This is a genomic window from Aeromonas sp. FDAARGOS 1408, assembly GCF_019048665.1.
GTDB lineage: Bacteria > Pseudomonadota > Gammaproteobacteria > Enterobacterales > Aeromonadaceae > Aeromonas > Aeromonas dhakensis.
Genome location: NZ_CP077394.1, coordinates 2,283,023 through 2,306,912 on the forward strand (window position 1 = coordinate 2,283,023; position 23,890 = coordinate 2,306,912).

Genomic DNA, 23,890 nt, shown 5'->3' on the forward strand with positions numbered 1-23,890 from the left:
CGCACGGATGAAGAGATACTTGCTTTGGCTGCTGCTGATTGGCATCAGTCATGCTGTTCCCCTGCGGGCCAGCGAATCCAATCTTGAGGCGCCGGAGCGGGTCGTACTCCAGCTGCGCTGGCTGCATCAGCCCCAGTTCGTTGGCTATCACATGGCCAAGGCCAAGGGCTTTTATGCCAGTGCTGGGCTGGATGTCGAGATACGGCCCGGCGGCAAGGACGTCAGTCCGGTAGAAGAGGTGCTGAGCGGGCGGGCCGACTTCGGGGTCGGCAACACCGAGGTACTGACCAGTTACGCCAGCGGCCAGCCGCTGTTGGCGCTTGCCAGCGTCTATCAGCACTCCCCGTCCATCTTTCTGGCTCGCCGTGACAGCGGCATTCTCACCGTTGATGACATGCGTGGCAAACGGATCATGATGTTTTCGGCCCATCAGGACGCCGAACTGCTGGCCACCCTCTTCTACCAGGGGCTGAGCGAGCGTCAACTCATCCCGCTGCCCACCTCGGTCAACATCGAGGATCTCATCGAAGGCCGGGTCGACATCTTCAACGCCTACCTCAGCAACGAGCCCTTCTATCTGGAAGAGCGCGGCATCCCCGTCTCCGTCATCAATCCGCGCAACTACGGCATCGATTTCTACAGCGACATCCTGTTCACCACCCAGGTGCAGGAGCGCACCCATCCGGATCGGGTGGCCCGCTTTCGGGCCGCCAGCCTGGCCGGCTGGCGCTACGCCCTGGCCCACCCGCAGGAGGCCATCGCCCTGCTGCGCAAGGAATATGGCGTCAACCGCAGTCAGGCCCACATGGAGTACGAGCTACAGGTAAGCAAGGAGATGATCCAGCCGCTCTATGTGGAGATCGGGTATATGAATCCCGATCGCATGGCCCACATCATGCAGCAGCTGGTCGAGATCGGGCTGGTGTCCAAGCCGGTCTCCTTGCACGAATTTATCTATCAGGCCCCTTCCGAGCAGTGGATCTTCTGGCGTCCATGGTTCCTGCTGAGCCTGGCGGCCAGCGTGCTGATCCTGCTGCTCGCCCTCTATCTATTGATGTGCAACCAGCGGCTCAATCGCGAAATCGCTTTGCGCCGCCAGCGGGAGGAGGAGATCTGGCAGCTGGCCCGCCGCGACCCGCTCACCGGCCTGCCCAATCGGCTGAGCCTGATGGAGCGGCTCGATGCCCAGGTCAAGGGCCCGGCCCCCGGCTGCCTGCTGTTTTGCGATCTCGACGACTTCAAACAGGTCAACGACAACTTCGGCCACAGCCACGGCGATGCCCTCCTCTGCCAGCTGGCGGAGCGGATCAGCCGCAGCCTCGGGCCACTGCACTTCTTCGCCAGGCTGGCCGGCGACGAGTTCGTGCTGCTGTTGCCGGGCCATGATCAGACGCAGGCCGACGCCATCGCCGAGCAGATCAGGGTCACCATGCAGTCGCCATTCGAGGTGGAAGGAGTCCCGCTGGCGGTCGGCATCAGCGTCGGCATCAGCCAGTACCAGCCGGGCTGGCGCGCGGAACAGTGGCTGATCCAGGCCGATCGCGCCATGTACCAAGACAAGGGTGCTCCGCTGGCAGCGCCCCCAGGCTGACCCCAAGTCCCCGACAGCACAAGGCCACCCGCAGGTGGCCTTGTTGTATGGATAGCAGCGGCGGCTAGCCGAAGGTCTGCCCCAGGGATTTGAGCTGTCTGGCCTTGGTCAGCAGGATCTCGCTCGACTCGTCCACATCCTGCATCTTGCTGCTGTTGGCATGGGAGTGCTGGGAGATGAGGTTGACGTTCTGGCTGATGTCTTCCACCACCGCCTGCTGCTGTTCCGCCGCCGCCGAGATCTGGGCCGAGAAGTCCATCACCAGCTCGATCTCCGCCAGCACCTGATGCAGGCTGTCCGACCCCATTCGCGTCATCTCTACGCAGGCCTGGGTCTGTTGCAGGTTGTTCTGCATCATCCCCTTCCAGCCGTTCAGGGTGCGCTGGATCTGGCCGATGCTGCTCTGGATCTGTTCGGTCGCCTTGTGGGTGCGGGTAGACAAGGTGCGCACCTCGTCCGCCACCACCGCAAAACCGCGCCCCTGTTCGCCGGCCCGGGCTGCCTCGATGGCGGCGTTGAGCGCCAGCAGGTTGGTCTGATCGGCGATGCCCTGGATTTCCCCCATCAGCACCCCGATACGATCCGACTCGCTGGCCAGCGCTACCGCCGAGGCAAAGGCGTGCTCCGCCTCCTTCGCCAGATCGGTGATCTTGTGCTCGGTCTCGATCAACTGCTGATCCGTGTGCTGGCAGTGAGCCTTGGCTTCGGCAATCTGGCTGTTGGTATCCTGGATGTTGCGGGCGATCTCCTGGGCCGTACTCGCCATCTCGGTGATGGCAGCCGCCATCTGCTGGGTCTGGGCATCCTGCTCGGCGATGTCCGAGCTGGCCTCGCTGGAGGCGCTCTTCAGATGTACCGCCAGATCCTGCAAGGCGTGAGTGGCATCATCCACCCGGCCAAGCACGGTGCGTATACGGGCCTGCAGCAGCTTGATGTGGAAGTCGGCGATGGCGCTTGGCTCCTGCCCCGAGTAGATGAGCCGGGTCAGGCTGTCGTACTCGCCGGCCAGTTGCTGCAGGTAACGGGGAGTGGTGATGAGTTCGTGGCGATAGAGCAGCCCCAGCAAGATCAGCGGCAGCGCCATGTAAAGCGCGGCCCAGCCGCCCAGTTGCACGGTGCCGAGCCAGCCCAGCGCCAGCAACCCGGCCACGGCTATCCCGTGGCGCAGCCGCGCCAGCGAAATCCTGGGCTTGCCACCGCCCTGCTCCGCCGCCCGCAGCCGCGCATAGGTACGGGCAGCGATCTGCTTCATCTGCGGATCGGCGCGGCAGCGCACCGACTGGTAGCCGCTGATCTTGCCCTGCTCGAAGATGGGGGTGACGTAGGCATCCACCCAGTAATAGCGACCGTCCTGGCAGCGGTTCTTCACCATGCCGCGCCATGGCTGGCCCTGCTTGAGTTTGCCCCACAAGTCGGCAAATGCCGCCTTGGGCATGTCGGGATGGCGCACCATGTTGTGGTGCTGCCCCACCAGCTCGGTCCGGCTGTAACCGGCGACCCGGCAGAAGTTGTCATTGGCGTAGGTGATCACGCCCCGCAGATCCGTGGTGGACACCAGCTGTTCATCAGCTGCGAAATCCACTTCCTGATCAACAAGATGGCCTTTTTGTTCGCGCATGTAGCCCCCACTTTTACGCTGTTGCTCAGTAGAGTGTTGGGAAGCAATCAGCACCTGTAAAGGTCAATTCAAAAAGATTCTGACGGAGTGAAAACGGATCGGGTCGGCAGGAAATAATCATTGATTCAAATCAATATTTCCTGCCTTTGCGCGATATTTATTGCAGTGACAGATGGCTGGCAATGGCCTTGAACAGCACCGGGTAGTCATCCTCGAAATGGTGCGAACCGGGCAGGGTCACCGTGGTCACGTTGGGCTGCTGCAGACGGGGACAGAGCAGTACCGGCGAGTCGTCATCCGCCCCCTGCACGCAGAGCATTGGCAGGGTGTGGATGGCGTTGACCTCGGGCTGGGTGGGATAGCTGCCCGCCTTGTCGTGGGTCACCATGTCGCTGACATGGATCTCGAAGTCGGAGGCGGTCGAGGGGGAGAGCATCACGGCCCCTATCAGGCTCTTGCGATAAGCTTCGGGCAATCGATTGATGACGAAGGGCACTATCTCGGCACCGAAGGAAAAGCCCACCAGCAGCCAGCGCTGGCGCCCCCAGCGGGACTGGTAATCATCCAGGATCCGCACCAGATCGGCGGTGACCTGCTCTGGATCCTTCTTCTTCCAGTAGTAGGTGAGCGAGCTCCAGCCCACCACCGGCATGCCGTGCTGCTGCAACTGGGCACTGAGCCCCTTGTCCAGCGCCGCCCAGCCGCCGTCACCGCTCATGAACACCACCATGGGGGCGCTTGAGGCTTGCGCCACCGGCAGCTCCACCAGCCCCAACTCCTCTTTCACCGACGCGGCAGAGAGCGAAAAGGCGCAGCACGCCAGCAGCAATAACAGGATTTTCATGGCCGACTCCTATTTTTTGATGAGCCCGAACGGGCCTCGGCTGATCAGAGATATCAGGTTGGTCAGCACCCTCGGCAGCACCAGCTTGCTGGTACAGAGCAGGTAGCGCGGCTCCCAGTCCGGCGAGAACTTCTCCTTGTAGCGTCTGAGCCCCTGGAAATTGTAGAAACGGCTGCCCCGGGTGAAGATGGTATTGCCAAGCCGGGTCCAGTAGCCGCTCAGGGGGTGATCGTTGAAACCGGACATGGGCGCCATGCCAAGGTTGAAAGTGGCATAGCCCTCGGCCTTGCCCCACAGCAGCAGCTCGACGAACAGGAAGTCCATGATGGGCGCCGTGCCCGTGTCCAGGCTGTAGCGCATCAGGTCGATGGAGAGGCTCTCCTTGTTGTCGCTGACCCAGAGGTTGGCAAAGCCGACGATCTGCCCCTCGTGCCACACCAGGGCGGCCGGGCTCAGACTGAGATAGGCCGGCTCGAAACTGCCCACCGAGAAGCCCTTCTCCTTGCCCTGCTTGCTCTGCAGCCAGGTGTCCGACACCTCTTTGAGGCGTGGCAACAGTGCAGGCACACATTCAGGCGCCACCACCTCGAACGACAACCCCTCCCGCTTGCCCTTGGCATGACTCTGGCGCAGGTTTCGCAGCCGGCTGCCGGCCAGCTCGAAGGCCGCCAGATCGACGATGGCCTCCTCCCCCAGCTTGAACGGGATCAGCCCCAGCTCGAGATAGAGCGGCAGGTAGCGGGCCGACACCTGGTAGAACACCGGGCTGGCATCGTGCTGATCGCACAGCTCGCGAAACTGCCAGAGCAGCTCCTCGATAAGCTCAGGCTGACCGATGGGATCCCCCATCACGATCCAGCCATTGCCCTCGACGCCGTACATCAAAAACGCCTCGCCGCCGGGATGAAACAGCAGCGACTTGTCGCCAAGCTGGGCCAGGTAGCCATGACCGCCCCCCTCGCGCAGCACCAGGGCATGGGCACGGGCCAGCTCCTCCGGCCCCGGCTTGCGCCCGGAGACCCGCAGCGGCGCCAGCAGCTGGGCTACCCCGACCACGGCCAGCACGGCCACCACGCTGCCCATGGCCCGCAGCCCGCGAGAGGCGGCGCCATGGGGCGAGAAGTGGAACCAGAGGGCGTGGTCATATTCCACCTGACGGTAGGAGAAGAGCAGCAGCCAGAGCGCCCCCAGCAGCACGGCCCCCACCGAGATGAGCCAGCCCGGAGTGAACTGGGCGTGCAGCAGGGAGCCCTTGCGATAGAACAGTGAGCGGCAGGGAGTGATGATGAGCAGAAACAGCCCGAGCAGCAGGGACGACTCCCAGTCGAACCCCTTGAGCAGAGAGAAGATCATCCCCAGCCCCAGCAGCAACTGGGTGATGCGAAACGCCGCATCGTGGCGCCGGTAGAGGCTGCGGGCCAGCAGGATCAGCAGCACGCCGCTGACGCTGCCAAGCACATGGGAGAGCTCCAGCAGGTGCAGCGGCAATACCTGCAGGAACATCTCGATGCGCCCGCGCATGGTGGGGATCATCCCCGAGCAGAGCAGCAGGCTGCCCGCCGCGAACGCTCCCAGGCTGATCAGCGCCGGCAGGAACTCGCGCACCGCGGTCATGATGCCCTGCAGGCGGCTCCAGCGCGCCTTCTGCTGCAACAGCTCCTGGCTGGTGAACAGCAGCAGAGCACACAGGAAAGGCAGCACATAGTAGATGCAGCGATAGAGCAGCAAGGAGGCCAGCAGCTTGTCCACCGGCAGATATTTGGCCAGCAGCAGGCTCATGCTCGCCTCGAATACCCCGATCCCGCCGGGCACATGGGCCAGCACCCCGAGGAAGCTGGCCAGCACGAAGGCACTGAGCAGCACCGGATAGGAGACGCTGTCCGCCGGCAGCAGCACATAGAGCACGGCGGCGGCGGCCATCCAGTCCAGCAGCGCCACCAGCAGTTGCAGCAGCCGGGTTCTGAATACCGGCAACACCAGCTCGTGACCACGCCAGACCAGCGCAGGCTTTGGCCAGAACAGATAGCCAAGCACCGCCAAGAGCGCCAGAGCGCCCGCCACGTTAAGCAGCTGATCGGCCCACAGCGGCCAGTCCGGCAGCAAGGTGGTGGCCTGCCCCACCAGCAGGGCCGTACCCCCCCAGGCCAGCAGGCCGAGGAAGAAGGTCACCGAGCAGAAGACGATGATCCTGGCCACTTCTCCGGTGCCGAGCCCCAACGACGAGTAGATGCGATAGCGCACCGACGAGCCGGTCAGCAGGGCGAAACCCAGGGTGTTGGAGAAGGTGTAGGCGATGAACGAGGTGACCCCCACCTGCTGCCAGGGCAGCCGCTTGCCGAGGGCGTGCACTGCCAGCATGTCGTAGCAGCAGAGGCAGGCATAGCTGAGCAGGGTCAGCAACAGGGCACCGCCCAGCAGCGGCAGCGGCAAAGACCAGATGGCCAGCCGGATGTCGTGCCAGTGCCAGAGGTGAGTCAAACGATAGAGCACGGCCAGCGCCGCCCCCAACAACAACAAGCTACATAACGGGCCTAACCAGATAAACAGATGACGCCGCATTGCCGATCCCTACCGACGCGAGGCCATGGCCATGCGCGTCACGTTGCTGAACGTGGCCACTGGCAGCGAGAAACGCAGCTCGCACTCCTTCGTGCCTTGGCCTTCAAATAGATGTTTTATGGGCCATGGGCGGCGAACGGTCGGCACGGATGACATGGCCGGTTTGGCCCTGGCTGCCCGGAAAATGCTCCCGCCCAGCATGGCATCCCACTTTATATCGACTTTTTTGCAAAAGACGAGCCTTGCTCTAGAAATAAAATTACTCAGCTGCCGGCAGATTAATTCACCGCTTACCCTGACGGTCAGCCCCGCCACATCCCGTGGGCGCGCCGTACAATTAATGAGCAGAGACATCATACACCAGATAACAGGGTTTACCCGACCCATCTGGTCAGGTTGGCAAGCCGCTCATGGCTCATCAATAGACTGAGCCTAAATAAAAAGGGGAGCCAGGCTCCCCTTTATCTCAATATGGCGTTACTGCACGCTGCGACACTGGCTGAAGATATCCAGCTGCTGGTCATATACCGCCGTATTCACATCCCAGATCCCCAGCATGGACGAGAACAGGTTGTCGTGGGAATAACGGGTATTGGCAGCCTTCTGCTGCAGACAATCGAGGTTCATCCCTTTCTCTTTGGAGAAACCGGGCGACATCCATACCTGCATGGGCACCCGGGTCTGATCATCCGGTGCAAACTTGTAAGGGGTGCCGTGCAGATAGAGCCCCAATGCCCCCAGTGACTCACCATGATCGGAAATATAGATCAGCGCCGTGTTGTATTTGTCTTCATATTTTTTCAGCCGTTCGATCATGCTGGCAATCACAAAATCGGTGTAGCGAATGGTGTTGTCGTAGGTATTCTCCAGCTCCTGATCGGTGCAGTTTTCGATATCGCTGCGCTGGCAATCCGGCAGGAAATGGCGATGCGATCCCGGATAACGCTTGTAATAGGTCGGGCCATGGCTGCCGATGAGGTGGAAGCCCACCAGCTTGTCCCCCTTCATGCCGGCCAGCTCGTCGTCCAGCCCCTCCAGCACCACCTCGTCATAGCAGGTGTTCTTGTCGCAGAACTTGGGGTGCTCCTTGGGCTTCACCACCATGTTCGGCACCCGATCGCACACCCCCTTGCAGCCGCCGTCATTCTCCTTCCAGAAGATGGAGATACCGCTCTTTTGCAGCACATCCAGCAGCCCTTCGCTGTTGCGGGCCTGGTTGCCGTCGAACTGGTTGCGCCCCATGTTGGAGAACATGCAGGGAACCGAGACAGCCGTCGCCGTGCCGCAGGAGCGCACGTCATTGAAGGAGATGATCCCCGCCTGCTTGCTGGTGAAGGGGTTGGTCTCCTTGTGATAGCCGTTCATGGAGAAGTTCTTGCCGCGCGCAGTCTCCCCCACCACCAGGAACATCATGGTCGGCTTGTCCTTGCCAGCCACCCGCTTGGCGTCGTCACCCATGCGCTGGAACGGCACCGGCTCCGCCAGATAGCGTTTGTAGAGATACTTGGTGGTGCTGTACATGTAGTTGGCCGGCGTGATCTCCCGGTTCAGGGTCTGGTTGTTGCGCCCGACCGAGGCATAGTCCTGATAGTAGGCCGCGGCGATGAGCCCCAGTACCACCAGCGAGACCAGCATGGAGAGCCCGCGCTGCAACAGGCCCTGATACCATTTGGCCGGATACTCTATCTTGACGAAGAACAGCAGCACCGCCGGCAGCACCCCGGCCAGCAATACCCAGACCACGATGGGCACGCTCAGGTAGGAGTAAGCCTCGCTCTGGTTGGTCTCAAAGATGTTCTGGATCATGTCGCCATCAAACAGCACCTTGTATTTCATCATGGTGTAGCTGGCAATGGCACCGGTGATAAACAGAAAGGCAAAGAAAGGCTTGATGAAATAACGCACAGAGAATGGCATGAATACAAAGTTCAATGCCGCAACCAATACGATGGGAATGGAGATGGCAAACCCGATTTTAAAATGCTCAAGCTGCGTCAATATCTCATAAAAATGCAGCAGAACTGGCCAGTTGAGCAAGAAAGCAAAGATAAATGCCAACAACAAAATAAATGGAACAATTCTTATTCTAAGAAAAGAAGGCATGCATATCTCCCTGTTACGCTTCTTTATTACACATCGAAATAGCCGAGCCAGAGTCGACACGCCGATATTTGGCGCCGGATAGTAACAGCGTGCTGAAAACACCAAATATACTATTTTCAAATATCATCAATAATGTGATTTATATCAACAATCATCAGCAAACCGACAGCCTAGCCGACGATACTTAAGGAAAAATTAAGATACCCGTGTTATTTGGCCGCACAAAAAACAGCCACACACATACGATTCATCTCCCCGCCTGGCGCTCGCACCACTCTTTCTCAGACGACCGCTCGTCCTTAAGTTTTGTTTAAGACTGCTCGGCGAGGCTGTTCCCTGACGAGTCCTCGTCACACGACAGATGCGAGAGAGGGTTAACATGCACAACAGCAACAGCGCAGCAATCAGCAAGGTGCCAGAGATCACCCTGGCGTTCTGGGTCATCAAGATTCTGGCGACCACCCTGGGGGAGACGGGGGGTGACGCCGTCTCCATGTCGATGGAACTCGGTTATCTGGTGAGCACGGCCATCTTTGCCGTGATCTTTTTCGTGTCGGTCAGCGCGCAGATCGCTGCGACCTCCTATAACCCCCTCCTTTACTGGACCACCATCATCGCCACCACCACGGTCGGCACCACCTTAGCGGACTTTGCCGATCGCTCGGGCTGGGCTATGCCGGTGGTTCCACCCTGCTGCTGGCTTTGCTGATGGGCTCCTTCCTGCTCTGGTATCGGCTGCAGGGCAGCATCTCCACCGGCAGCATTACCACCCCGCGCACCGAGCTGTTCTACTGGGTCACCATCATGTTCTCCCAGACCCTGGGCACCGCACTGGGCGACTGGACCGCAGACGAGGCCGGCTTTGGCTATGCGGGCAGCACCCTGCTGTTTGGCGGCATGTTGGCCGCCATCATTGCCGCCTACTACCTGACCCGGGTATCGCGCACCCTGCTGTTCTGGGCCGCCTTCATCCTGACCAGGCCCCTTGGCGCCGTGGTGGGAGATTTTCTGGACAAGCCACTCAGCAAGGGCTGGCTTGAACTGAGCCGTTACTCCGCCTCCTTTGCCCTGCTGGCCGCCATCGCCACCCTGGTGCTCATCTCGACCCTGCGCAACCGGCAACCGGTTCGGGCTGAACTCGATATTGAACAGTAATCACGCAGCAAGCCAGCCCGGCCGCCTCTGGGTCGCCGGGCTGGCTATGCTCTGGGTGAATCGATGCAAGGCAGGAGAACCCCATGACCACGACAAGCAGTCCCCCCGCTCCCCAACCCGCCGGCCGGATCCCGGGTGGCGTCTGGGTGCTGGGTTTTGTCAGCCTGCTGATGGACATCTCTTCTGAAATGATCCACAGCCTGCTACCCCTCTTCATGGTGACCGTGCTTGGCAGCAGCACCCTCACCATCGGGCTCATCGAAGGGATGGCGGAGGCCACGGCACTGATGGTCAAGGTCTTCTCCGGCACCTTGAGCGACTATCTGGGGAGACGAAAGGGGCTGGCTTTGCTCGGTTACGGGCTGGGAGCCCTGACCAAGCCGCTGTTCGCCATCGCCACTGGCAGCGGGTTGATACTGACCGCCCGCCTGCTGGACAGAATCGGCAAAGGCATTCGGGGCGCCCCCCGCGATGCGCTGGTGGCCGACCTCACTCCCCTTGAGCTGCGCGGCGCCGCCTTTGGCCTGCGCCAGTCCCTCGACACGGTCGGCGCCCTGCTGGGGCCACTGCTTGCCGTGGGATTGATGCTGCTCTGGCACGATGATTTTCGCGCCATCTTCTGGCTGGCGGTCATTCCTGGGCTGGCCTCGGTCACCCTGCTCGCCATCGGCCTGCGGGAACCCAAAGAGAGCGACCGGCGCGAGCGCCACAACCCCCTGCGACGCGACAGCCTGCGCCGGCTGGGTAAACCCTATCGCTGGGTGCTGCTGATCGGCGCCCTGTTTACCCTGGCCCGCTTCAGCGAAGCCTTTCTGGTGCTGCGTGCCCAGCAAAGCGGCATGGCGCTGGCACTGGTACCGCTGGTCATGGTGGCGATGAATCTGATCTATGCCCTCAGCGCCTACCCGTTCGGCCGCCTCTCGGATCGCATGAGTCACCGCACCCTGCTGATCTGGGGGTTGCTGGTGCTGATTGCCGCCGATCTGGTGCTGGCGGCCAGCACCCACTGGGGCGTGCTGCTGGCAGGGGTGATACTGTGGGGTATTCACATGGGAATGACCCAGGGGCTGCTGGCCGCCATGGTGGCCGCCACGGCCCCGGCGGATCTGCGCGGCAGCGCGTTTGGCTTCTTCAACCTCGTCTGCGGCCTCGCCATGTTGCTGGCCAGCCTGCTGGCCGGCCTGCTGTGGGACAATCTGGGCCCCGCCTTCACCTTCTACGCCGGCGCCACCTGCTGCCTGCTCACCCTGCTGATACTCAGCAAATACCAGCCGCCGCCATCCACCACGACGCCATGATCCGAAAACACCGGCGTCCGGATAGCAAAAAGCCCCCGGCAACTAGGTTGCCGGGGGCTTTTTCTGAAGATGGCGGAGGAGGTGGGATTTGAACCCACGGATGGTCGCCCATCGCCGGTTTTCAAGACCGGTGCATTCAGCCGCTCTGCCACCCCTCCGAACGGCGTGCATACTACGTCAGCCCCTTGTTCATATGCAATACATATTTGATTTGGGATAGTAGGGGGAAACAGGCTGGGGTGGGGCTTGAAATCAGCGCTCGTCATCCCGACATTCAGTGCATACAATGCGTTAACGAGGCGGATTGCCGCTTCACCCCGGAAATCAAGAGGACACCCAAGATGGATACCCGTTCTATCTATACCGGCACCCAGAGTGCCGCGCGCGATACCAACAAGGTACTGCGCAACACCTATATGCTGCTCTCCCTCACTCTTGGCTTCTCTGCCGTGGTGGCCGGGGTAGCCACCGTGATGAACATGCCGCCCCTGCACTGGGCCATCTTCCTCATCGGCGTCTACGGTCTGATGTTCCTAACCGAGAAGAATCGCGAAAACGGCATGGGGCTGGTGTTCACCTTCGCCCTGACCGGTCTGCTGGGCTACAGCCTGGGCCCCATCATCAACATGTACATGAACAACGGCGGCGGCGAGATCGTGATGACCGCGCTCGGCGGCACCGCGCTCACCTTCTTCGGTCTGTCGGCCTATGCCCTGACCACCAAGCGTGACCTCTCCTTCATCGGCGGCATGCTGTTCGTCGGTTTCTGGGTCCTGCTGGTGGCCATGATCGCCAACATCTTCCTGCAGATGAGCGCCCTGAGCCTGGCCCTGTCCGCCATGTTCATGCTGTTCTCCTCCGGCGCCATCCTGCTGACCACCCAGCAGATCGTGCGCGGCGGCGAGACCAACTATATCTCCGCCACCGTCACCCTGTACGTCTCCATCTACAACATCTTCCTGAGCCTGCTGAGTCTGCTTGGCGGCAACCGCAACTAATCAAACACCCCGCTTCGGCGGGGTTTTTATTGGCGCCTGTTTCTGTCAGGATAAGTTGTAAATCAAGGATATGAAGCGAAGTGGCCCTGATCCAAATCAGGGCCGTTTCGTTGTTGACCGGTTATGCTCTGGTTTTCGTTTCGCTCAAGGGTTGCGTTCTCCCATGCCCACGGATTTCTCTGGCCTGTTGCGCCGTTTGCTGACTGACAGTCATATCTATTTCGCCCTCAAGGTACTGCTGGCCATCATGGGGCTGCTTGCCTTCACTCTGGCGACCGGCGACATCCAGCTCACCGTGCTGCTCTCCCTTGGAGTGGTGGCCGGTGCCATCGCCGAGACCGACGACAGTCTGTGGGGCCGGGTCAAGAACCTCGCCATGACCCTGCTCTGCTTCCTGTTTGCCTCCCTGTGCGTGCAGTACCTCTTCCCCACACCCTGGCTGTTTGCCCTGGGACTGGCAGGTTCCACCTTTATCTTCGTGATGGTGGGGGCGCTCGGTCAGCGCTACGCCACCATCAGCTTCGGCTCCCTGCTCATCGCCATCTACACCATGCTGGGGGCCGCCAAGGCACCGGATCTCTTCTATCAGCCGCTGGCCCTCGGCGCCGGGGCACTCTGGTATGGCCTGGTGTCGCTGATCTGGCTCTGGCTGCTGCCCTACAAGACCCTGCACGAGCAGCTGGCCCAGAGTTACTTTGCCCTCTCCCGCTATCTACTGGAAAAATCCCGCTTCTTCCCGGCCGACGAGCACGGCGCCCAGGCCATTCGTCACAACCTGGCCCAGCTCAACATCAACCTGGTCAACGCCCTGACGCTCACCAAGTCGGCACTCAACGCCCGCCTCAGCACCCGTCACCGGGCCTCCCCCGAGCTGGCCAGCCTGCTGCGCCTCTACCTGCTGGCTCTGGAGATCCACGAGCGGGCCACTTCCAGCCACTACCCCTACAGCAAGCTGGAGGCCGAGCTTAAACAGGGCATCGTGCTTGACGGCTTTCAGGAGGTGTTCCTGCAGCTCTCCGAGGCGTGTCAGCGGCTCGGCTACGCCATCCTGGTGCACAAGCCCTATGCCCACAACAAGCGCATCCACTGGACGCTGGAGGCCCTCGGCGATCAGCTGGAGTTCACCCACCTCAAGCAGCACTACCCGAAAACCCTGCTGACGCCGATGAAGTTCCTGCGCCGCAATCTGGCCAGCATCAACCAGCTGCTGCAAAGCGCCGAGGAGCTGCAAAATCCCGAGCAGGCGCCGCAGAACCTGCCCCCCCTGGCCCGCCCTGCCCGCCTGCCGTTGCTGACCCAGCTCAAACAGCATCTCACCCCCAACTCCATGGTGTTTCGCCATGCCCTGCGGCTGTCGCTCGGGCTGGTGGTGGGCTATGGCATCCTGCAGGCGTTCCACCTGGACAAGGGCTACTGGATCCTGCTGACCGTGCTGTTCGTCTGTCAGCCGAGCTACAGCGCCACCCGCCGCCGGCTGGTGCAGCGCATGCTCGGCACCTTCGCCGGCCTGCTGGTGGGGATCCCGGTGCTCTGGCTGTTCCCCGAATTGCACGTACAACTGGTGGTGATGGGGCTGGCCGCCTTCCTCTTTTTCACCCAGGTGCGCAGCAACTACAGCGCCGCGGTCTGCTTCATCACCCTCTACGTGTTGATGGCATTCAACCTGCTGGACGGTATCGGTTTCGCCATCCTGGGGCCGCGCATGCTCGATACCTTCCTCGGCTGCCTGCTCTCCTACGCCCTGGTGGCTTGGCTGTGGCCGGACTGGCAGTACAAGCGGCTGCCAACCCTGATCGCCAACTCGCTCTCGGCCAACGCCCGCTACCTCTCGGCGGTGCTCGCCAGCCTGCAGCAGCAGCGGGATGAGTCCATCGACTACCGGGTGGCGCGCAAGAGCGCCCATCTGGCGGACAGCGAGCTGGCCATGGCCTGGCAGAGCATGCTGGTGGAGCCGCAGAAGCGTCGCCGTTTTCTCGACCTCTGCTTCACCCTCACCTGGCGCAACCACGCCCTGCTCTCCTACATCTCGGCGCTGGGAGCCCATCGCGACAAGCTGGAGGCCATCGGCGAGCTGGACGAGATCAGCCGTCACCTGAGCCACACCCTGGAGCGGGCTGCCGGCCATCTGGCGGGAGAGATGCCGGAGCAGATCGAGGGGCAGTGCCCGGTCATCACCCCCGACAGCAGCGAGGAGCAGCTGATGCTGACCCAGCAGCTCAACCTCATCAGCCAGCTGGCCGATGAGTTGCTCACCCTGGCCAACGAGAGCCGGTTGCTCACCCGGGAACAAGGCGCTACCATGCCCGCCCAATCCTGACAGGCCACAAGGAGCCCACCATGTCCGAGCATCACCAGCTGGAATTCAACGGCCAACTCATCGACACCGATGCCAAGGGTTATCTGCTCAACAGCAACGACTGGAGCGAGGCGCTGGCGCTGGTACTGGCCGAGCAGGAAGGTATCGTGCTGGAGGAGCCGCACTGGGAAGTGGTGCGCTTTGTGCGCGCCTTCTATCTGGAGTTCAACACCTCCCCCGCCATCCGCGCCCTGGTCAAGGCAATGGAGAAGCAGTACGGCCCCGAGAAGGGCAACAGCCGCTACCTCTACAAGCTGTTCCCGGAAGGCCCCGCCAAGCAGGCCACCAAGATTGGCGGCCTGCCCAAACCGGTGAAATGCATCTAAAAAATACCGCGCCCATCCAAGATGCAGCGCGGTATTTTTTTACCTTGTCGACCCTCTTAAGGGTTGTAAGCCACCACGGAACCACTCAAGCCGGTCATCTGGCCGATGCGGCTCTGCATGCCCTGCAGCTTGGCCTTGGAGACATCCGGCCCGATGAAGACCCGGTTGAGCTGACCCTGGACAGGCGTACGCGGCGAGGTGTGCGCCGAGTAGCCCGCAGCCCGCAGCTTGCCCACCAGCGCATTGACGCTGTCGACGTTCTTGAAGGCGCCGAGCTGCAGGATCCAGCTGCCCTGGGCCGGTGCAGCAGCGGCAGGAGCCGGGGCTGTTGTCGCGGTCGGTTGCCCCATCTTGCTGGCGATGAGATCGTCCATCGACTTGATCTGGCCCGCCTGTGGCTTGTTCTCAACCGGTTTTTGCACTTCGACCGGCTTGGGCGGCACCACCTTGGGCTTGGGCTGCTCCACCGGTTTCTTGGCGATCACCTCAGGCTTGGGCTGGGGCTTGACCACAGGCGGAGTGACGGGCTGGGTCACCGGCTTGGCGGCCGGTTGTTGCACCGGCGGCTGGCCCTGCTTGGCCCCCAGGGTTACCGGCTCAGATACCTCTTCCACCTGCCACTGCTGGGCAGCAGAGGCCTGCTGCTGGCTGGCCAGGTGTTCCGCCGGCAGGGTGCTGGCGGCCGATACCTGCAAGGCGGGCTTGGCGGGCTCCAGTTCCGGGCGCAGCGGGATCTTGGCAAACGCCTCTTCCTTCTGCTCCAGCTTGTGGCCGTCCATCAAATCCGGCAGAAAAATGACAACCAGGGCCACCAGGATGACGGTGCCCACCAGACGGTTTTGAAACTTAGAGGCCAAGTTGAATCCTACCTTTACGTAACTCAATATGCGATTCGGCTCCCCGCCAGAGGGCCGGGGAGCCGGGGTGTGGCCTAGACGGCGACACCCGCCAGAATGTCGGCAACAGTGTAAAACGAACCAAACACAATGACCATATCATCAGGACTCGATGCGGCCAACGCAGCAGCATAGGCCTGCCCCACGCTGTCAAAGGTGGTCGCCGGCCCCCGCTCGCTGCCAAGGGCGGCCGCCAGCTGGGCCGCACTCGCCGCCCGCGGGCCGGTCAAACTGGCCAGATACCATTCACCGATGAGACCATCAAGCTCGGCGAGCGACCCCGCCATGTCCTTGTCCTTGAGCATGCCGACCACGGCGCGGCGCACGCCGGTGCAGGGCATCTTGCGCAGCTGGGCTGCCAGATAGGCGGCAGAATGGGGGTTGTGGGCCACATCGACGATGACCAGCGGCGCACTTTGCAGTTGCTGCATCCGCCCCGCCAGCCGGGCATTGGCCAGCCCTTGCCGAATAGCCTCTTCCGGCAGCGGCAGGCCGAGGGACTCCAGCGCCGCCAGCACGGTGACCGCGTTCATCAGCGGCAGGGCCGGTTTGGGTAGGTCGCGCCACTGATGAAGGCCGTGATAATCCCAGCCGGTGGCGTGCTCATCGCCACGAAAATCAATGCCGACCTGACGCAGGCAGGCACCGAGGCGCGCCGCCTCGCTGGCGATGGTGACGGGCGGATTGGGCTCACCGCTGATGGCGGGTTTGCCGGCGCGATACACCCCCGCCTTCTCCACCGCCACCGCCTCGCGGGTATCCCCCAGCCAGTCGCAGTGATCGAGCGCAATGGAGGTGATCATGGCGACATCGGATTCCACCACATTGGTGGCATCCAGCCGACCGCCCAGCCCCACTTCCAGCAGCAGCACATCGGGCACGGCGCGGCGGAACAGCCACAAGCCCGCCAGGGTGGCGAACTCGAAGAAGGTAAGGGCAATCTCGCCGCGGGCCGCTTCCACCTCGGCAAAGGCGATGCAGTGATCGCTGTCGGCCAGTTCGGCCCCGTTGATCCGCACCCGCTCGGTAAAGCGCAGCAGATGGGGAGAGGAGTAGACGCCGACCTGGTAGCCGGCTTCCGTCAGTATGCTGGCCGCCATGGCACAGCTGGAGCCCTTGCCGTTGGTGCCCGCCACCGTGATCACCTTGAACGGCAGGTGGGTTAAGCCCATGCGGCGGGCCACGGCGCCGACCCGATCCAGCCCCATGTCTATGTTGACCGGGTGGATCTGCTCCAAATAAGAAAGCCAGTCGACCAGCGACCGGCTTTGGGATTGTTGCATGTTGGAACTCATCTTCACTCTTCGATGACGTGAGTATTCAGCATTTTGGCGAGCAGGCTGGCCAGACGGTTGCGCATCTCGCGGCGATCGATGATGAGGTCGATGGCGCCCTTCTCCAGCAGGAACTCGGAGCGCTGGAAGCCTTCCGGCAGCTTCTCGCGCACGGTCTGCTCGATGACGCGCGGACCGGCAAAGCCGATCAGTGCCTTGGGCTCGCCCACGTTGATATCACCCAGCATGGCCAGACTGGCGGAGACGCCACCCATGGTGGGGTCGGTCAGCACGGAGATATAGGGCAAGCCGGCTTTGGACAGACGGTCCAGCGCCGCACTGGTCTTGGCCATCTGCATCAGGGAGAACAGCGCCTCCTGCATGCGGGCACCACCCGAGGTGGAGAAACAGACCAGACCGCGACCTTCCTTGATGCTCTCCTCGACGGCGCGCACGAAACGGGCACCGACCACGGAGGACATGGAGCCACCGATGAAGGAGAACTCGAATGAACAGGCGACAACCGGCACCCCCTTGAGGGTCCCCTTCATCACCACCAGCGCATCTTTTTCTCCCGTCTCTTTCTGGGCGGCAGACAAACGATCCTTGTAGCGCTTGGAATCCTTGAATTTCAAGACATCCTGCGGCTCCAGCTCGGCACCGATCTCGGTGCGGCCCTGCTCGTCGAGAAAACTCTCGAGACGGGCACGGGCGCTGATGCGCATATGATGATCACACTTGGGGCACACTTCGAGATTGCGCTCCAACTCTGCCCGGTAGAGCACCTGTTCACAAGCACTGCACTTGGTCCACACCCCTTCCGGAATGTTGTGACGACGAGGTGTAGTGATCTTGCTCTTGGGAAGGATCTTCTCAAGCCAGCTCATGGAATTCCTTAATGCTTTTGTGCCTGACAAAACGCATCGAGCCTAGATTGTTCAATGACTTAATAGCTCGATGGCAATAAATGACGGATCATTAAACCACAAATTTTCGGGGCCAGTTACTAAAAACTGGTCGTACCCGGTGCCGAGTCCGGCAGCCACAACGGGCCCAGCGGCATCCGCGGCAACCCCAGCTCCGCCGGGTAATCCACGTCCACCAGATAGAGTCCCCCCGCCTTGGCGGTCGGGCCCGCCAGGTTGCGATCCCGGGCTGCCAGCACCTCGGCAATCCACTCCACCGGCTGGAGCCCCTGCCCCACCAGCAGCAGGGAGCCGGTGATGTTGCGCACCATGTGGTGCAGGAAGGCGTTGGCCTTGATGTCGAGCACGATGTAGGGGCCGGAGCGGCTGACACAGAGGTGCGTCACATTGCGCCACGGGGTGTTGGACTGGCAGGCGACGGCCCGGAAGGTGCTGAAGTCGTGCTCCCCGAGCAGGCTCTGGCCCGCCTGGTGCATCAGATCGGCATCGATGGTTTCGTGGTAGTGACTGACGCCACTGCCGAGGATGGCCGGCCGGTAGTTGTGGTTGTAGATGACGTAGCGGTAGCGACGGGCGGTGGCGCTGAAGCGGGCATGAAACCCCTCGTCCACCTGCTTGACCCAGCGCACGGCGATGTCCGGCGGCAGGTTGGAGTTGAGGCCCAGGGTCCAGGCCCCTTCGGCGCGGTTCGCATCGGTATCGAAGTGGATCACTTGGCCGGTGGCGTGGACGCCGGCATCGGTGCGTCCTGCACACTGGATGGAGACGGGGTGATTGGCGATCCGGCTGAGGGCCTTCTCCAGCTCCTCCTGTACGCTGATCACTTCGCGCTGACGCTGCCAGCCGAAATACCGGCTGCCGTCGTATTCAATACCTAGGGCAATTCGCATGGATAAACTTGTCTTCTGATGAAAGGATGCGGTGAAAGAAATGGGGCGGATTATACCCATCTCGCCTCAAAAATCCCAAATCGCAGCGCCCAGGCCAGACCAGGCGCCAAAAAGAAGGGGCAGCTCGTCGGCTGCCCCTGCTGTCATCATGGTGCTGTGGCTACCTAGCCAAGGCGCTTGAGCAGCTTCTCGGCCTCGGCCCGCTGATGCTCGGTGCCCTGCTCCGCCGCCTCCTGCAGCAGCTCGCGGGCGCTGTCCTTGTCGTCGATCTCGAGGTAGGCGCGCGCCAGATCCAGCTTGGCCCCCACTCCGCCATCGTCGGCATCCACGTCAAATCCGGTGGACTCCGGCAGCACCTCGGGGAAGCCATCCAGCCCCACATCCAGCGAGAAGCCCTGATAGGGTTCCTGCTCCGTGGTGGTGGCATCGGCCTCGGCCAGCAACTTGTCGATCTCGACATAACCGCTCTCCTGGGCCTGCTCGCGCGGCTTGACCTCGCCCTGATGGGGCTCCACTTCGGCGAAGGCATCCTCAAAATCGGAGAGGGCCATCTCGTTGGGATCCCAATCCGGTTCTGCCTCTTTCTTACCTTTGACCGGCTCGGGCTCCAGCCCCAGCTCAGCCAGCATCTCGTCGGCACCGGCAGCGGCAGCCTGGTCGGCCCCCGGCTCGGCAAAGGCGGTCTCAAAGTCGCTCAGATCGAAGGAGGCGAGATCCTCATCGCTCACCACCGCCTCGGCGTCCGGCTGGCCGTCATCGGCGCCATCCAGCGTCAGGTCGGCCTCCAGATCCGCATCCAGCTCGGCGAACAGGGCAGCCTGCAGCTCCTCTTCACTCATGACCTCGTTGTCAGCCTTGGGCTTGGGATTGAACTCGCTGGCGAGATCGAGATCCGGCTCGGTGTCGAGGGTGATGGGATCGTCATGGGCCAGATCCAGATCGGGCACCAGATCCGGATCCCGGATGGCGGCCTTGGCGGCTGGTGCCGGCTCGGCATCGAAGCTGGCCAGATCCATCTCGCCATCATCGCTGAACACCAGATCGGCCGGCGCGGCGGGCTCTTCCACCGCCATGTAGCCATCCGGCGTATTGAGATCCGGTGTCGGCCGCATCGGCTCCTCGTCGGCTATGCCGACCGTCATCAGCTCGTCAAACTCGCTGCTCTCCTGATCCATCACCATGGCGGTGGATTCGGATAGGCTCTTCTCCTGCTCTTCCAGCTCGCGGCGAGCACGAGCCCGCAGCCACAGAGTCACCAGCGCCAGCACCAGCAGCACCGGCAACAAGATGATCATGGCGAGGTTGAGCGGCGAGGAGAGCAGGTCCATCAGCCAGTTCTGCTTGGGCTCGGGGGCCGGCGCCGCCGGCGGAACCGGCTTGGCCTTGAGCTCGGCGATCTCTTTTTGCAGGGCGGTCTGATCCTGCAGCTGGGCCTTGAGGGTTTCCACCTCTTCGGTCAGCGACTGCAGTCGCAGCTTGAGCCTGTGGTTCATCTCGGTGACCTGACCGAGCTGGGCATTGGCATCTTCCAGCGCCAACGCCATCTCGGTGGAGGGCTTGCCGACCGGCTTGTCGAGGTCGGCCGGCAGCGGGGCCGGTGCACTGGCGGTGGCGGCACTGGTTGCCGCGGCCTGGCTCGCGACCGGCTCGGGGGCCTTGGCGACCTCCTTGACCTCGGTGGCCGGCTGGGGCGCCTCCACCTTGGGTGCCGGAGCCGGAATGGGCGCCGCCTTGGCGGGCGCTACCTTGGCAACCTCGGGCTTGGTCGGCTCGGCTGCCTTGGTGGAGGTCGCCTTGGGCTGGGCCGGCTTGGTGGCCACCGGTTTGGCAGGTTGAACATGCTTGTTGGCCAGGTATTTCGGGCTCAGCCCTTTCCAGCTGGCGTTGTCACTGCGGAATTTGGCGCGGGCCTCGGCATCCGTGATGACGCTGGCCTCGGCGGCGGTGGGCAGCAGGATGCGCGAGCCTACCAGAATGTGGTTGATGTTGCCGTCAGCGAAACTGCGGGGATTCTTCTCGTAGATCGCCACCATGGTCTGGTAGACGCTGACACTGTTGGAGGGGCGGTACTTGCTCGCCAGGCTCCAGAGGGTGTCGGTGGGACGAATGGGACCATAACTGCCGGCATTGCTCGCGACCTGCCGCACGATCGGCTGGGCCGTCGCTCGGCTGGGCTGGGGCGTGGCGCTGGGAGTGGCGACGGGTTGTGCCAGCGGCTGGGAATTGACGGCGGGCGGAGCCGGCTCGTCCGGGCCTTTGAGCTCAACAAAAAAGGGCTCCCGCGTCGAGTCTTCGGCCTGGGCCATGCCCAGCAGACCCAATGCGAGTAGCGTTGCCAATGTTATGCGGGAATGTCCCATATTCGTTCCTTCGTATGACGGCCCTATCACATTGAAAAATCTGGATAGTTACCCCAAAACAGTCGGTTCAATATAAATCAGGCTCAGGTTGCAAGCCAGCAGTCCGACACATTTAGCACCCAACTTGCCCCTGAGTGTAGGAAAAAACTTAATCAGTTGATATCGCGAAACATTCCAGAAGTCGCACTGTGCGCCCCCGGTCACATCTGCCTCGCGCTCGGCAGTGCCATCTCTGGCGGGCATCCCTCCCCGCCAGACCCATGGACTCGCCGATCAGAGGTAATCGCGCACCAGCAGTTCGGCAATCTGCACGCTGTTGGTCGCGGCGCCCTTACGAACGTTATCGGCCACGATCCACATATTTATACCGCAGGGGTGAGAAATATCCTGGCGAACCCGGCCCACCTGTACCTCATCCTTGCCGGTTGCGTCGCGCACCGGGGTCGGATAGTCATGCTCGTCGTCAAACAGGGTGACGCCCGGCGCCTGGCGCAGCAGCTCTTTCACCTGCTCGGCGTCGAGCGGCTGATGCAGCTCGACGTGGACCGCCTCGGCATGGCCGTAGAACACCGGCACTCGCACGCAGGTGGGGTTCACGGCGATGCTGGCATCCCCCAGGATCTTCTGGGTCTCCCACACCATCTTCATCTCTTCCCGGGTGTAGCCGTTGTCGGTGAAGCTGTCGATCTGCGGAATGAGGTTGAAGGCGATCTGCTGCGGGTAGAGGCTGGGCTCCACCGGACGACCGTTGAGCAGATGGGCGGTCTGGCCGGCCAGCTCGCTCACCCCCTCCTTGCCGGAGCCGGAGACGGACTGATAGGTCGCCACGTTGATGCGAGCGATACCCACCTCATCGTGCAAAGGCTTCAGTGCCACCAGCATCTGGATGGTGGAGCAGTTGGGGTTGGCGATGATGTTGCGATTGCGAAAATCGGCCAGGGCGTCCGGGTTCACTTCCGGAATGACCAGGGGGATCTCTTCGTCGTAACGGAAGCAGGAGGTGTTGTCGATGACGATGCAGCCGTGCTCGGCGGCAATCGGCGCCCACTTGGCAGAGACCTCGGCCCCGGCGGAGAAGAGGGCGATCTGCACCTGGCTCCAGTCAAACTCCTCCACATCCAGGATCTCGACGTTCTTGCCGGCAAAACGCACCGTGTCGCCGGCGCTGCGGCTGGAGGCCAGCGGATAGAGGGTGGCGATCGGGAAGGCACGCTCTTCCAGGATCTCGATCATCGCCTCGCCCACGGCGCCGCTGGCGCCCAATACCGCTACGTTGAATTGCTGACTCACTGCTGTTCTCTCCTATGATGGTGCCGGTGACGCGCGCTGGCATCACCGCTGGCAGGCGGACCTGCCTGATAGCGGGTCTGGCGTCAGCCAGACCGGGTATGGGCGGGACAAGGCTCCCCCCCTTCAAGTATGTAGAGCGCTCAGCCGGGCTGGCAGACAAACCCGAGCCGGGCCAGGGCATCGCTCGCAAACGGCCCCTTCAGCTGCAGGGCCGAGAGCTCGCGCCGCTCAGGATAATCTTTGCGCTGCTCATCGAAGCTGCCCGCCACACCGAGCCGGTTGCGAAAACGGGCGTCATCACGGCGCACGTCATAAATAAGGTGGACCAGTTGCTTGATCAATGCCTGATCCGCCGGCTGGCCCGGCGTCACCTCGCGCACCTCGGGGATGGGCAGCAGACTCTGCAGATCCTGGCGCGGCGTGCGCCCCAGCTGGCGGCAGAGCGCCTCATAGAGCATCCAGGTGCCGCGCGCCTTGCCCTCCAGGCTGTAACCTGCAATGTGCGGGGTCGCCAGCTCGGTATGGGGCACCAGGGCCTGTAGCGGCTCCGGCTCCCCTTCCCACACGTCCATCACCAGTCGCAGCGGCGCCTGGCTCTGCTGGCGCGCCAGCAAGGCCTGGTTGTCCCACACCTCACCGCGGGAGGCGTTGATGAGGATCTGCCCGGCCGGGCGGGCGGCAATCTGCGCCGCATCCAGCAGATGGAAGGTGGCATCCGGCCCCTGACGGGTAATGGGAACGTGGAAGCTGACGATGTCGGCCTCAAGGGCCTGCGGGTAATCGACAAACTGCACCGCCTCGTTGGCCTCGGCGGCGCGGGCCCGGGGCGGATCGCAGCGCAGCACCCGCATGCCGAGGGCCTCGGCCTTGCCTGCCACGCACTCGCCGGTGTTGCCGGCGCCGATGACCGCGAGGCTCATCTCGCTCAAGTTGAGCTCATGGCGCTCGGCCAGCACCAGCAGGGCGGAGAGCACATAGTCGCCGACCGAATATTTGTTGCAGCCGGGGGCACTGAAGAAGGGAATGCCTCGCTCGGCCAGCAGCGCCTTGTCCACATGATCGGTGCCTATGGTGGCGGTGCCGACGAAGCTCAGCCGCGGGCAGCTGGCCAAGAGGGCAGCGTCCACCCGGGTGACGGAGCGCACCAGCAGCACGTCGGCCTCTTGCAGATCCGCCGCCTGCATCTGCCTGCCGGGCAGCGGGATGACCTCACCAAACTCGGCAAACAACTCACGGGCGTGGGGCATATTTTCATCAACGACGATCTTCATCGGGCTCTCTCACTTCGCTAGCGGCCACAAGCGCGCCATTCTAGCCCAAACAGACCGAAGTTTCAGATGCTTATTCACCCATACGCGGCCGTCGCCGCGACTTTCTGCCGGGGTGGGTGCGCGATTGCCTCATCT

At 62.4% G+C, this 23,890-nt stretch carries 16 protein-coding genes, 1 tRNA gene and 1 pseudogene; 6 read left to right on the forward strand and 12 right to left on the reverse strand.

The features are described from left to right. Window positions 1-7 precede the first annotated feature (7 nt). Window positions 8-1,591: a GGDEF domain-containing protein gene (locus tag I6L38_RS10500; protein ID WP_216989531.1), complete on the forward strand. Its 1,584-nt coding sequence runs from the start codon at window positions 8-10 to the stop codon at window positions 1,589-1,591. Between the two features lie 64 nt (window positions 1,592-1,655). Here the strand turns inward: I6L38_RS10500 and I6L38_RS10505 are convergent, their stop codons facing one another. From I6L38_RS10505 to I6L38_RS10520, 4 genes are all read right to left on the reverse strand, one after another. Continuing rightward, complete coding sequence (locus I6L38_RS10505; RefSeq protein ID WP_187268442.1) at window positions 1,656-3,209, reverse strand: PAS domain-containing methyl-accepting chemotaxis protein; 1,554 nt, start codon at window positions 3,207-3,209, stop codon at window positions 1,656-1,658. 157 nt (window positions 3,210-3,366) lie between these two features. After that, window positions 3,367-4,053 carry an AcvB/VirJ family lysyl-phosphatidylglycerol hydrolase gene (locus I6L38_RS10510; protein ID WP_216989532.1) on the reverse strand — a complete coding sequence of 229 codons (687 nt, stop codon included), beginning with the start codon at window positions 4,051-4,053 and terminating at the stop codon, window positions 3,367-3,369. 9 nt (window positions 4,054-4,062) lie between these two features. Then, entirely contained in the window at window positions 4,063-6,612 is a 2,550-nt protein-coding gene (mprF, locus tag I6L38_RS10515; protein WP_216989533.1) for a bifunctional lysylphosphatidylglycerol flippase/synthetase MprF, read from the reverse strand. A 477-nt stretch (window positions 6,613-7,089) separates the two neighbouring features. Beyond that, a complete protein-coding gene (locus tag I6L38_RS10520) occupies window positions 7,090-8,715 on the reverse strand; it encodes an MCR-3-related phosphoethanolamine--lipid A transferase (protein ID WP_216989534.1) in 1,626 nt (541 codons plus the stop codon). A gap of 379 nt (window positions 8,716-9,094) precedes the next feature. Here I6L38_RS10520 and I6L38_RS10525 point away from each other — a divergent pair. Beyond that, window positions 9,095-9,870: pseudogene (locus I6L38_RS10525) on the forward strand (hypothetical protein). 83 nt (window positions 9,871-9,953) lie between these two features. Further along, window positions 9,954-11,168 (forward strand): MFS transporter, encoded by a 1,215-nt coding sequence (locus tag I6L38_RS10530; protein ID WP_216989535.1) that lies wholly within the window; start codon window positions 9,954-9,956, stop codon window positions 11,166-11,168. A 70-nt stretch (window positions 11,169-11,238) separates the two neighbouring features. Here the strand turns inward: I6L38_RS10530 and I6L38_RS10535 are convergent. Beyond that, window positions 11,239-11,326: transfer RNA gene (locus I6L38_RS10535), tRNA-Ser, on the reverse strand. Between the two features lie 183 nt (window positions 11,327-11,509). Here I6L38_RS10535 and I6L38_RS10540 point away from each other — a divergent pair. From I6L38_RS10540 to I6L38_RS10550, 3 genes are all read left to right on the forward strand, one after another. After that, the gene (locus tag I6L38_RS10540; RefSeq protein ID WP_016351136.1) at window positions 11,510-12,166 is read left to right on the forward strand and encodes a Bax inhibitor-1/YccA family protein; all 657 of its coding nucleotides are present in this window, start codon (window positions 11,510-11,512) and stop codon (window positions 12,164-12,166) included. A gap of 163 nt (window positions 12,167-12,329) precedes the next feature. Continuing rightward, on the forward strand, window positions 12,330-14,483 hold the full coding sequence (gene yccS, locus I6L38_RS10545; protein WP_194758722.1) for a YccS family putative transporter: 2,154 nt from the start codon (window positions 12,330-12,332) through the stop codon (window positions 14,481-14,483). A 20-nt stretch (window positions 14,484-14,503) separates the two neighbouring features. Next, a complete protein-coding gene (locus I6L38_RS10550; RefSeq protein WP_017407983.1) occupies window positions 14,504-14,848 on the forward strand; it encodes a TusE/DsrC/DsvC family sulfur relay protein in 345 nt (114 codons plus the stop codon). A 56-nt stretch (window positions 14,849-14,904) separates the two neighbouring features. Here I6L38_RS10550 and dedD read toward each other — a convergent pair whose 3' ends face one another. The 7 genes from dedD to I6L38_RS10585 form a co-directional block, all read right to left on the reverse strand. Continuing rightward, window positions 14,905-15,705, reverse strand: a complete 801-nt coding sequence (dedD, locus tag I6L38_RS10555; RefSeq protein WP_216989536.1) for a cell division protein DedD — start codon at window positions 15,703-15,705, stop codon at window positions 14,905-14,907. A 74-nt stretch (window positions 15,706-15,779) separates the two neighbouring features. Further along, complete coding sequence (gene folC, locus I6L38_RS10560; RefSeq protein ID WP_216989537.1) at window positions 15,780-17,039, reverse strand: bifunctional tetrahydrofolate synthase/dihydrofolate synthase; 1,260 nt, start codon at window positions 17,037-17,039, stop codon at window positions 15,780-15,782. A 2-nt stretch (window positions 17,040-17,041) separates the two neighbouring features. Beyond that, on the reverse strand, window positions 17,042-17,905 hold the full coding sequence (gene accD / locus I6L38_RS10565) for an acetyl-CoA carboxylase, carboxyltransferase subunit beta (protein ID WP_011706493.1): 864 nt from the start codon (window positions 17,903-17,905) through the stop codon (window positions 17,042-17,044). A gap of 119 nt (window positions 17,906-18,024) precedes the next feature. Beyond that, window positions 18,025-18,834 (reverse strand): tRNA pseudouridine(38-40) synthase TruA, encoded by an 810-nt coding sequence (gene truA / locus I6L38_RS10570; RefSeq protein ID WP_029300144.1) that lies wholly within the window; start codon window positions 18,832-18,834, stop codon window positions 18,025-18,027. Window positions 18,835-18,998: 164 nt separating this feature from the next. Next, window positions 18,999-21,194: a FimV/HubP family polar landmark protein gene (locus I6L38_RS10575; RefSeq protein ID WP_216989538.1), complete on the reverse strand. Its 2,196-nt coding sequence runs from the start codon at window positions 21,192-21,194 to the stop codon at window positions 18,999-19,001. Between the two features lie 273 nt (window positions 21,195-21,467). Then, on the reverse strand, window positions 21,468-22,484 hold the full coding sequence (locus I6L38_RS10580; protein WP_054544574.1) for an aspartate-semialdehyde dehydrogenase: 1,017 nt from the start codon (window positions 22,482-22,484) through the stop codon (window positions 21,468-21,470). A gap of 140 nt (window positions 22,485-22,624) precedes the next feature. After that, window positions 22,625-23,755, reverse strand: coding sequence for a 4-phosphoerythronate dehydrogenase (locus tag I6L38_RS10585; RefSeq protein ID WP_216989539.1), 1,131 nt, complete (start codon window positions 23,753-23,755; stop codon window positions 22,625-22,627). Between the last annotated feature and the right edge of the window lie 135 nt (window positions 23,756-23,890).

Bases quoted from the DNA above. Each gene is read 5' to 3' on its own strand.
- I6L38_RS10500 (WP_216989531.1), top strand. From the start codon at position 8: ATGAAGAGATACTTGCTTTGGCTGCTGCTGATTGGCATCAGTCATGCT.
- I6L38_RS10505 (WP_187268442.1), bottom strand. From the start codon at position 3,209: ATGCGCGAACAAAAAGGCCATCTTGTTGATCAGGAAGTGGATTTCGCA.
- I6L38_RS10510 (WP_216989532.1), bottom strand. From the start codon at position 4,053: ATGAAAATCCTGTTATTGCTGCTGGCGTGCTGCGCCTTTTCGCTCTCT.
- mprF (WP_216989533.1), bottom strand. From the start codon at position 6,612: ATGCGGCGTCATCTGTTTATCTGGTTAGGCCCGTTATGTAGCTTGTTG.
- I6L38_RS10520 (WP_216989534.1), bottom strand. From the start codon at position 8,715: ATGCCTTCTTTTCTTAGAATAAGAATTGTTCCATTTATTTTGTTGTTG.
- I6L38_RS10530 (WP_216989535.1), top strand. From the start codon at position 9,954: ATGACCACGACAAGCAGTCCCCCCGCTCCCCAACCCGCCGGCCGGATC.
- I6L38_RS10540 (WP_016351136.1), top strand. From the start codon at position 11,510: ATGGATACCCGTTCTATCTATACCGGCACCCAGAGTGCCGCGCGCGAT.
- yccS (WP_194758722.1), top strand. From the start codon at position 12,330: ATGCCCACGGATTTCTCTGGCCTGTTGCGCCGTTTGCTGACTGACAGT.
- I6L38_RS10550 (WP_017407983.1), top strand. From the start codon at position 14,504: ATGTCCGAGCATCACCAGCTGGAATTCAACGGCCAACTCATCGACACC.
- folC (WP_216989537.1), bottom strand. From the start codon at position 17,039: ATGAGTTCCAACATGCAACAATCCCAAAGCCGGTCGCTGGTCGACTGG.
- accD (WP_011706493.1), bottom strand. From the start codon at position 17,905: ATGAGCTGGCTTGAGAAGATCCTTCCCAAGAGCAAGATCACTACACCT.
- truA (WP_029300144.1), bottom strand. From the start codon at position 18,834: ATGCGAATTGCCCTAGGTATTGAATACGACGGCAGCCGGTATTTCGGC.
- I6L38_RS10575 (WP_216989538.1), bottom strand. From the start codon at position 21,194: ATGGGACATTCCCGCATAACATTGGCAACGCTACTCGCATTGGGTCTG.
- I6L38_RS10585 (WP_216989539.1), bottom strand. From the start codon at position 23,755: ATGAAGATCGTCGTTGATGAAAATATGCCCCACGCCCGTGAGTTGTTT.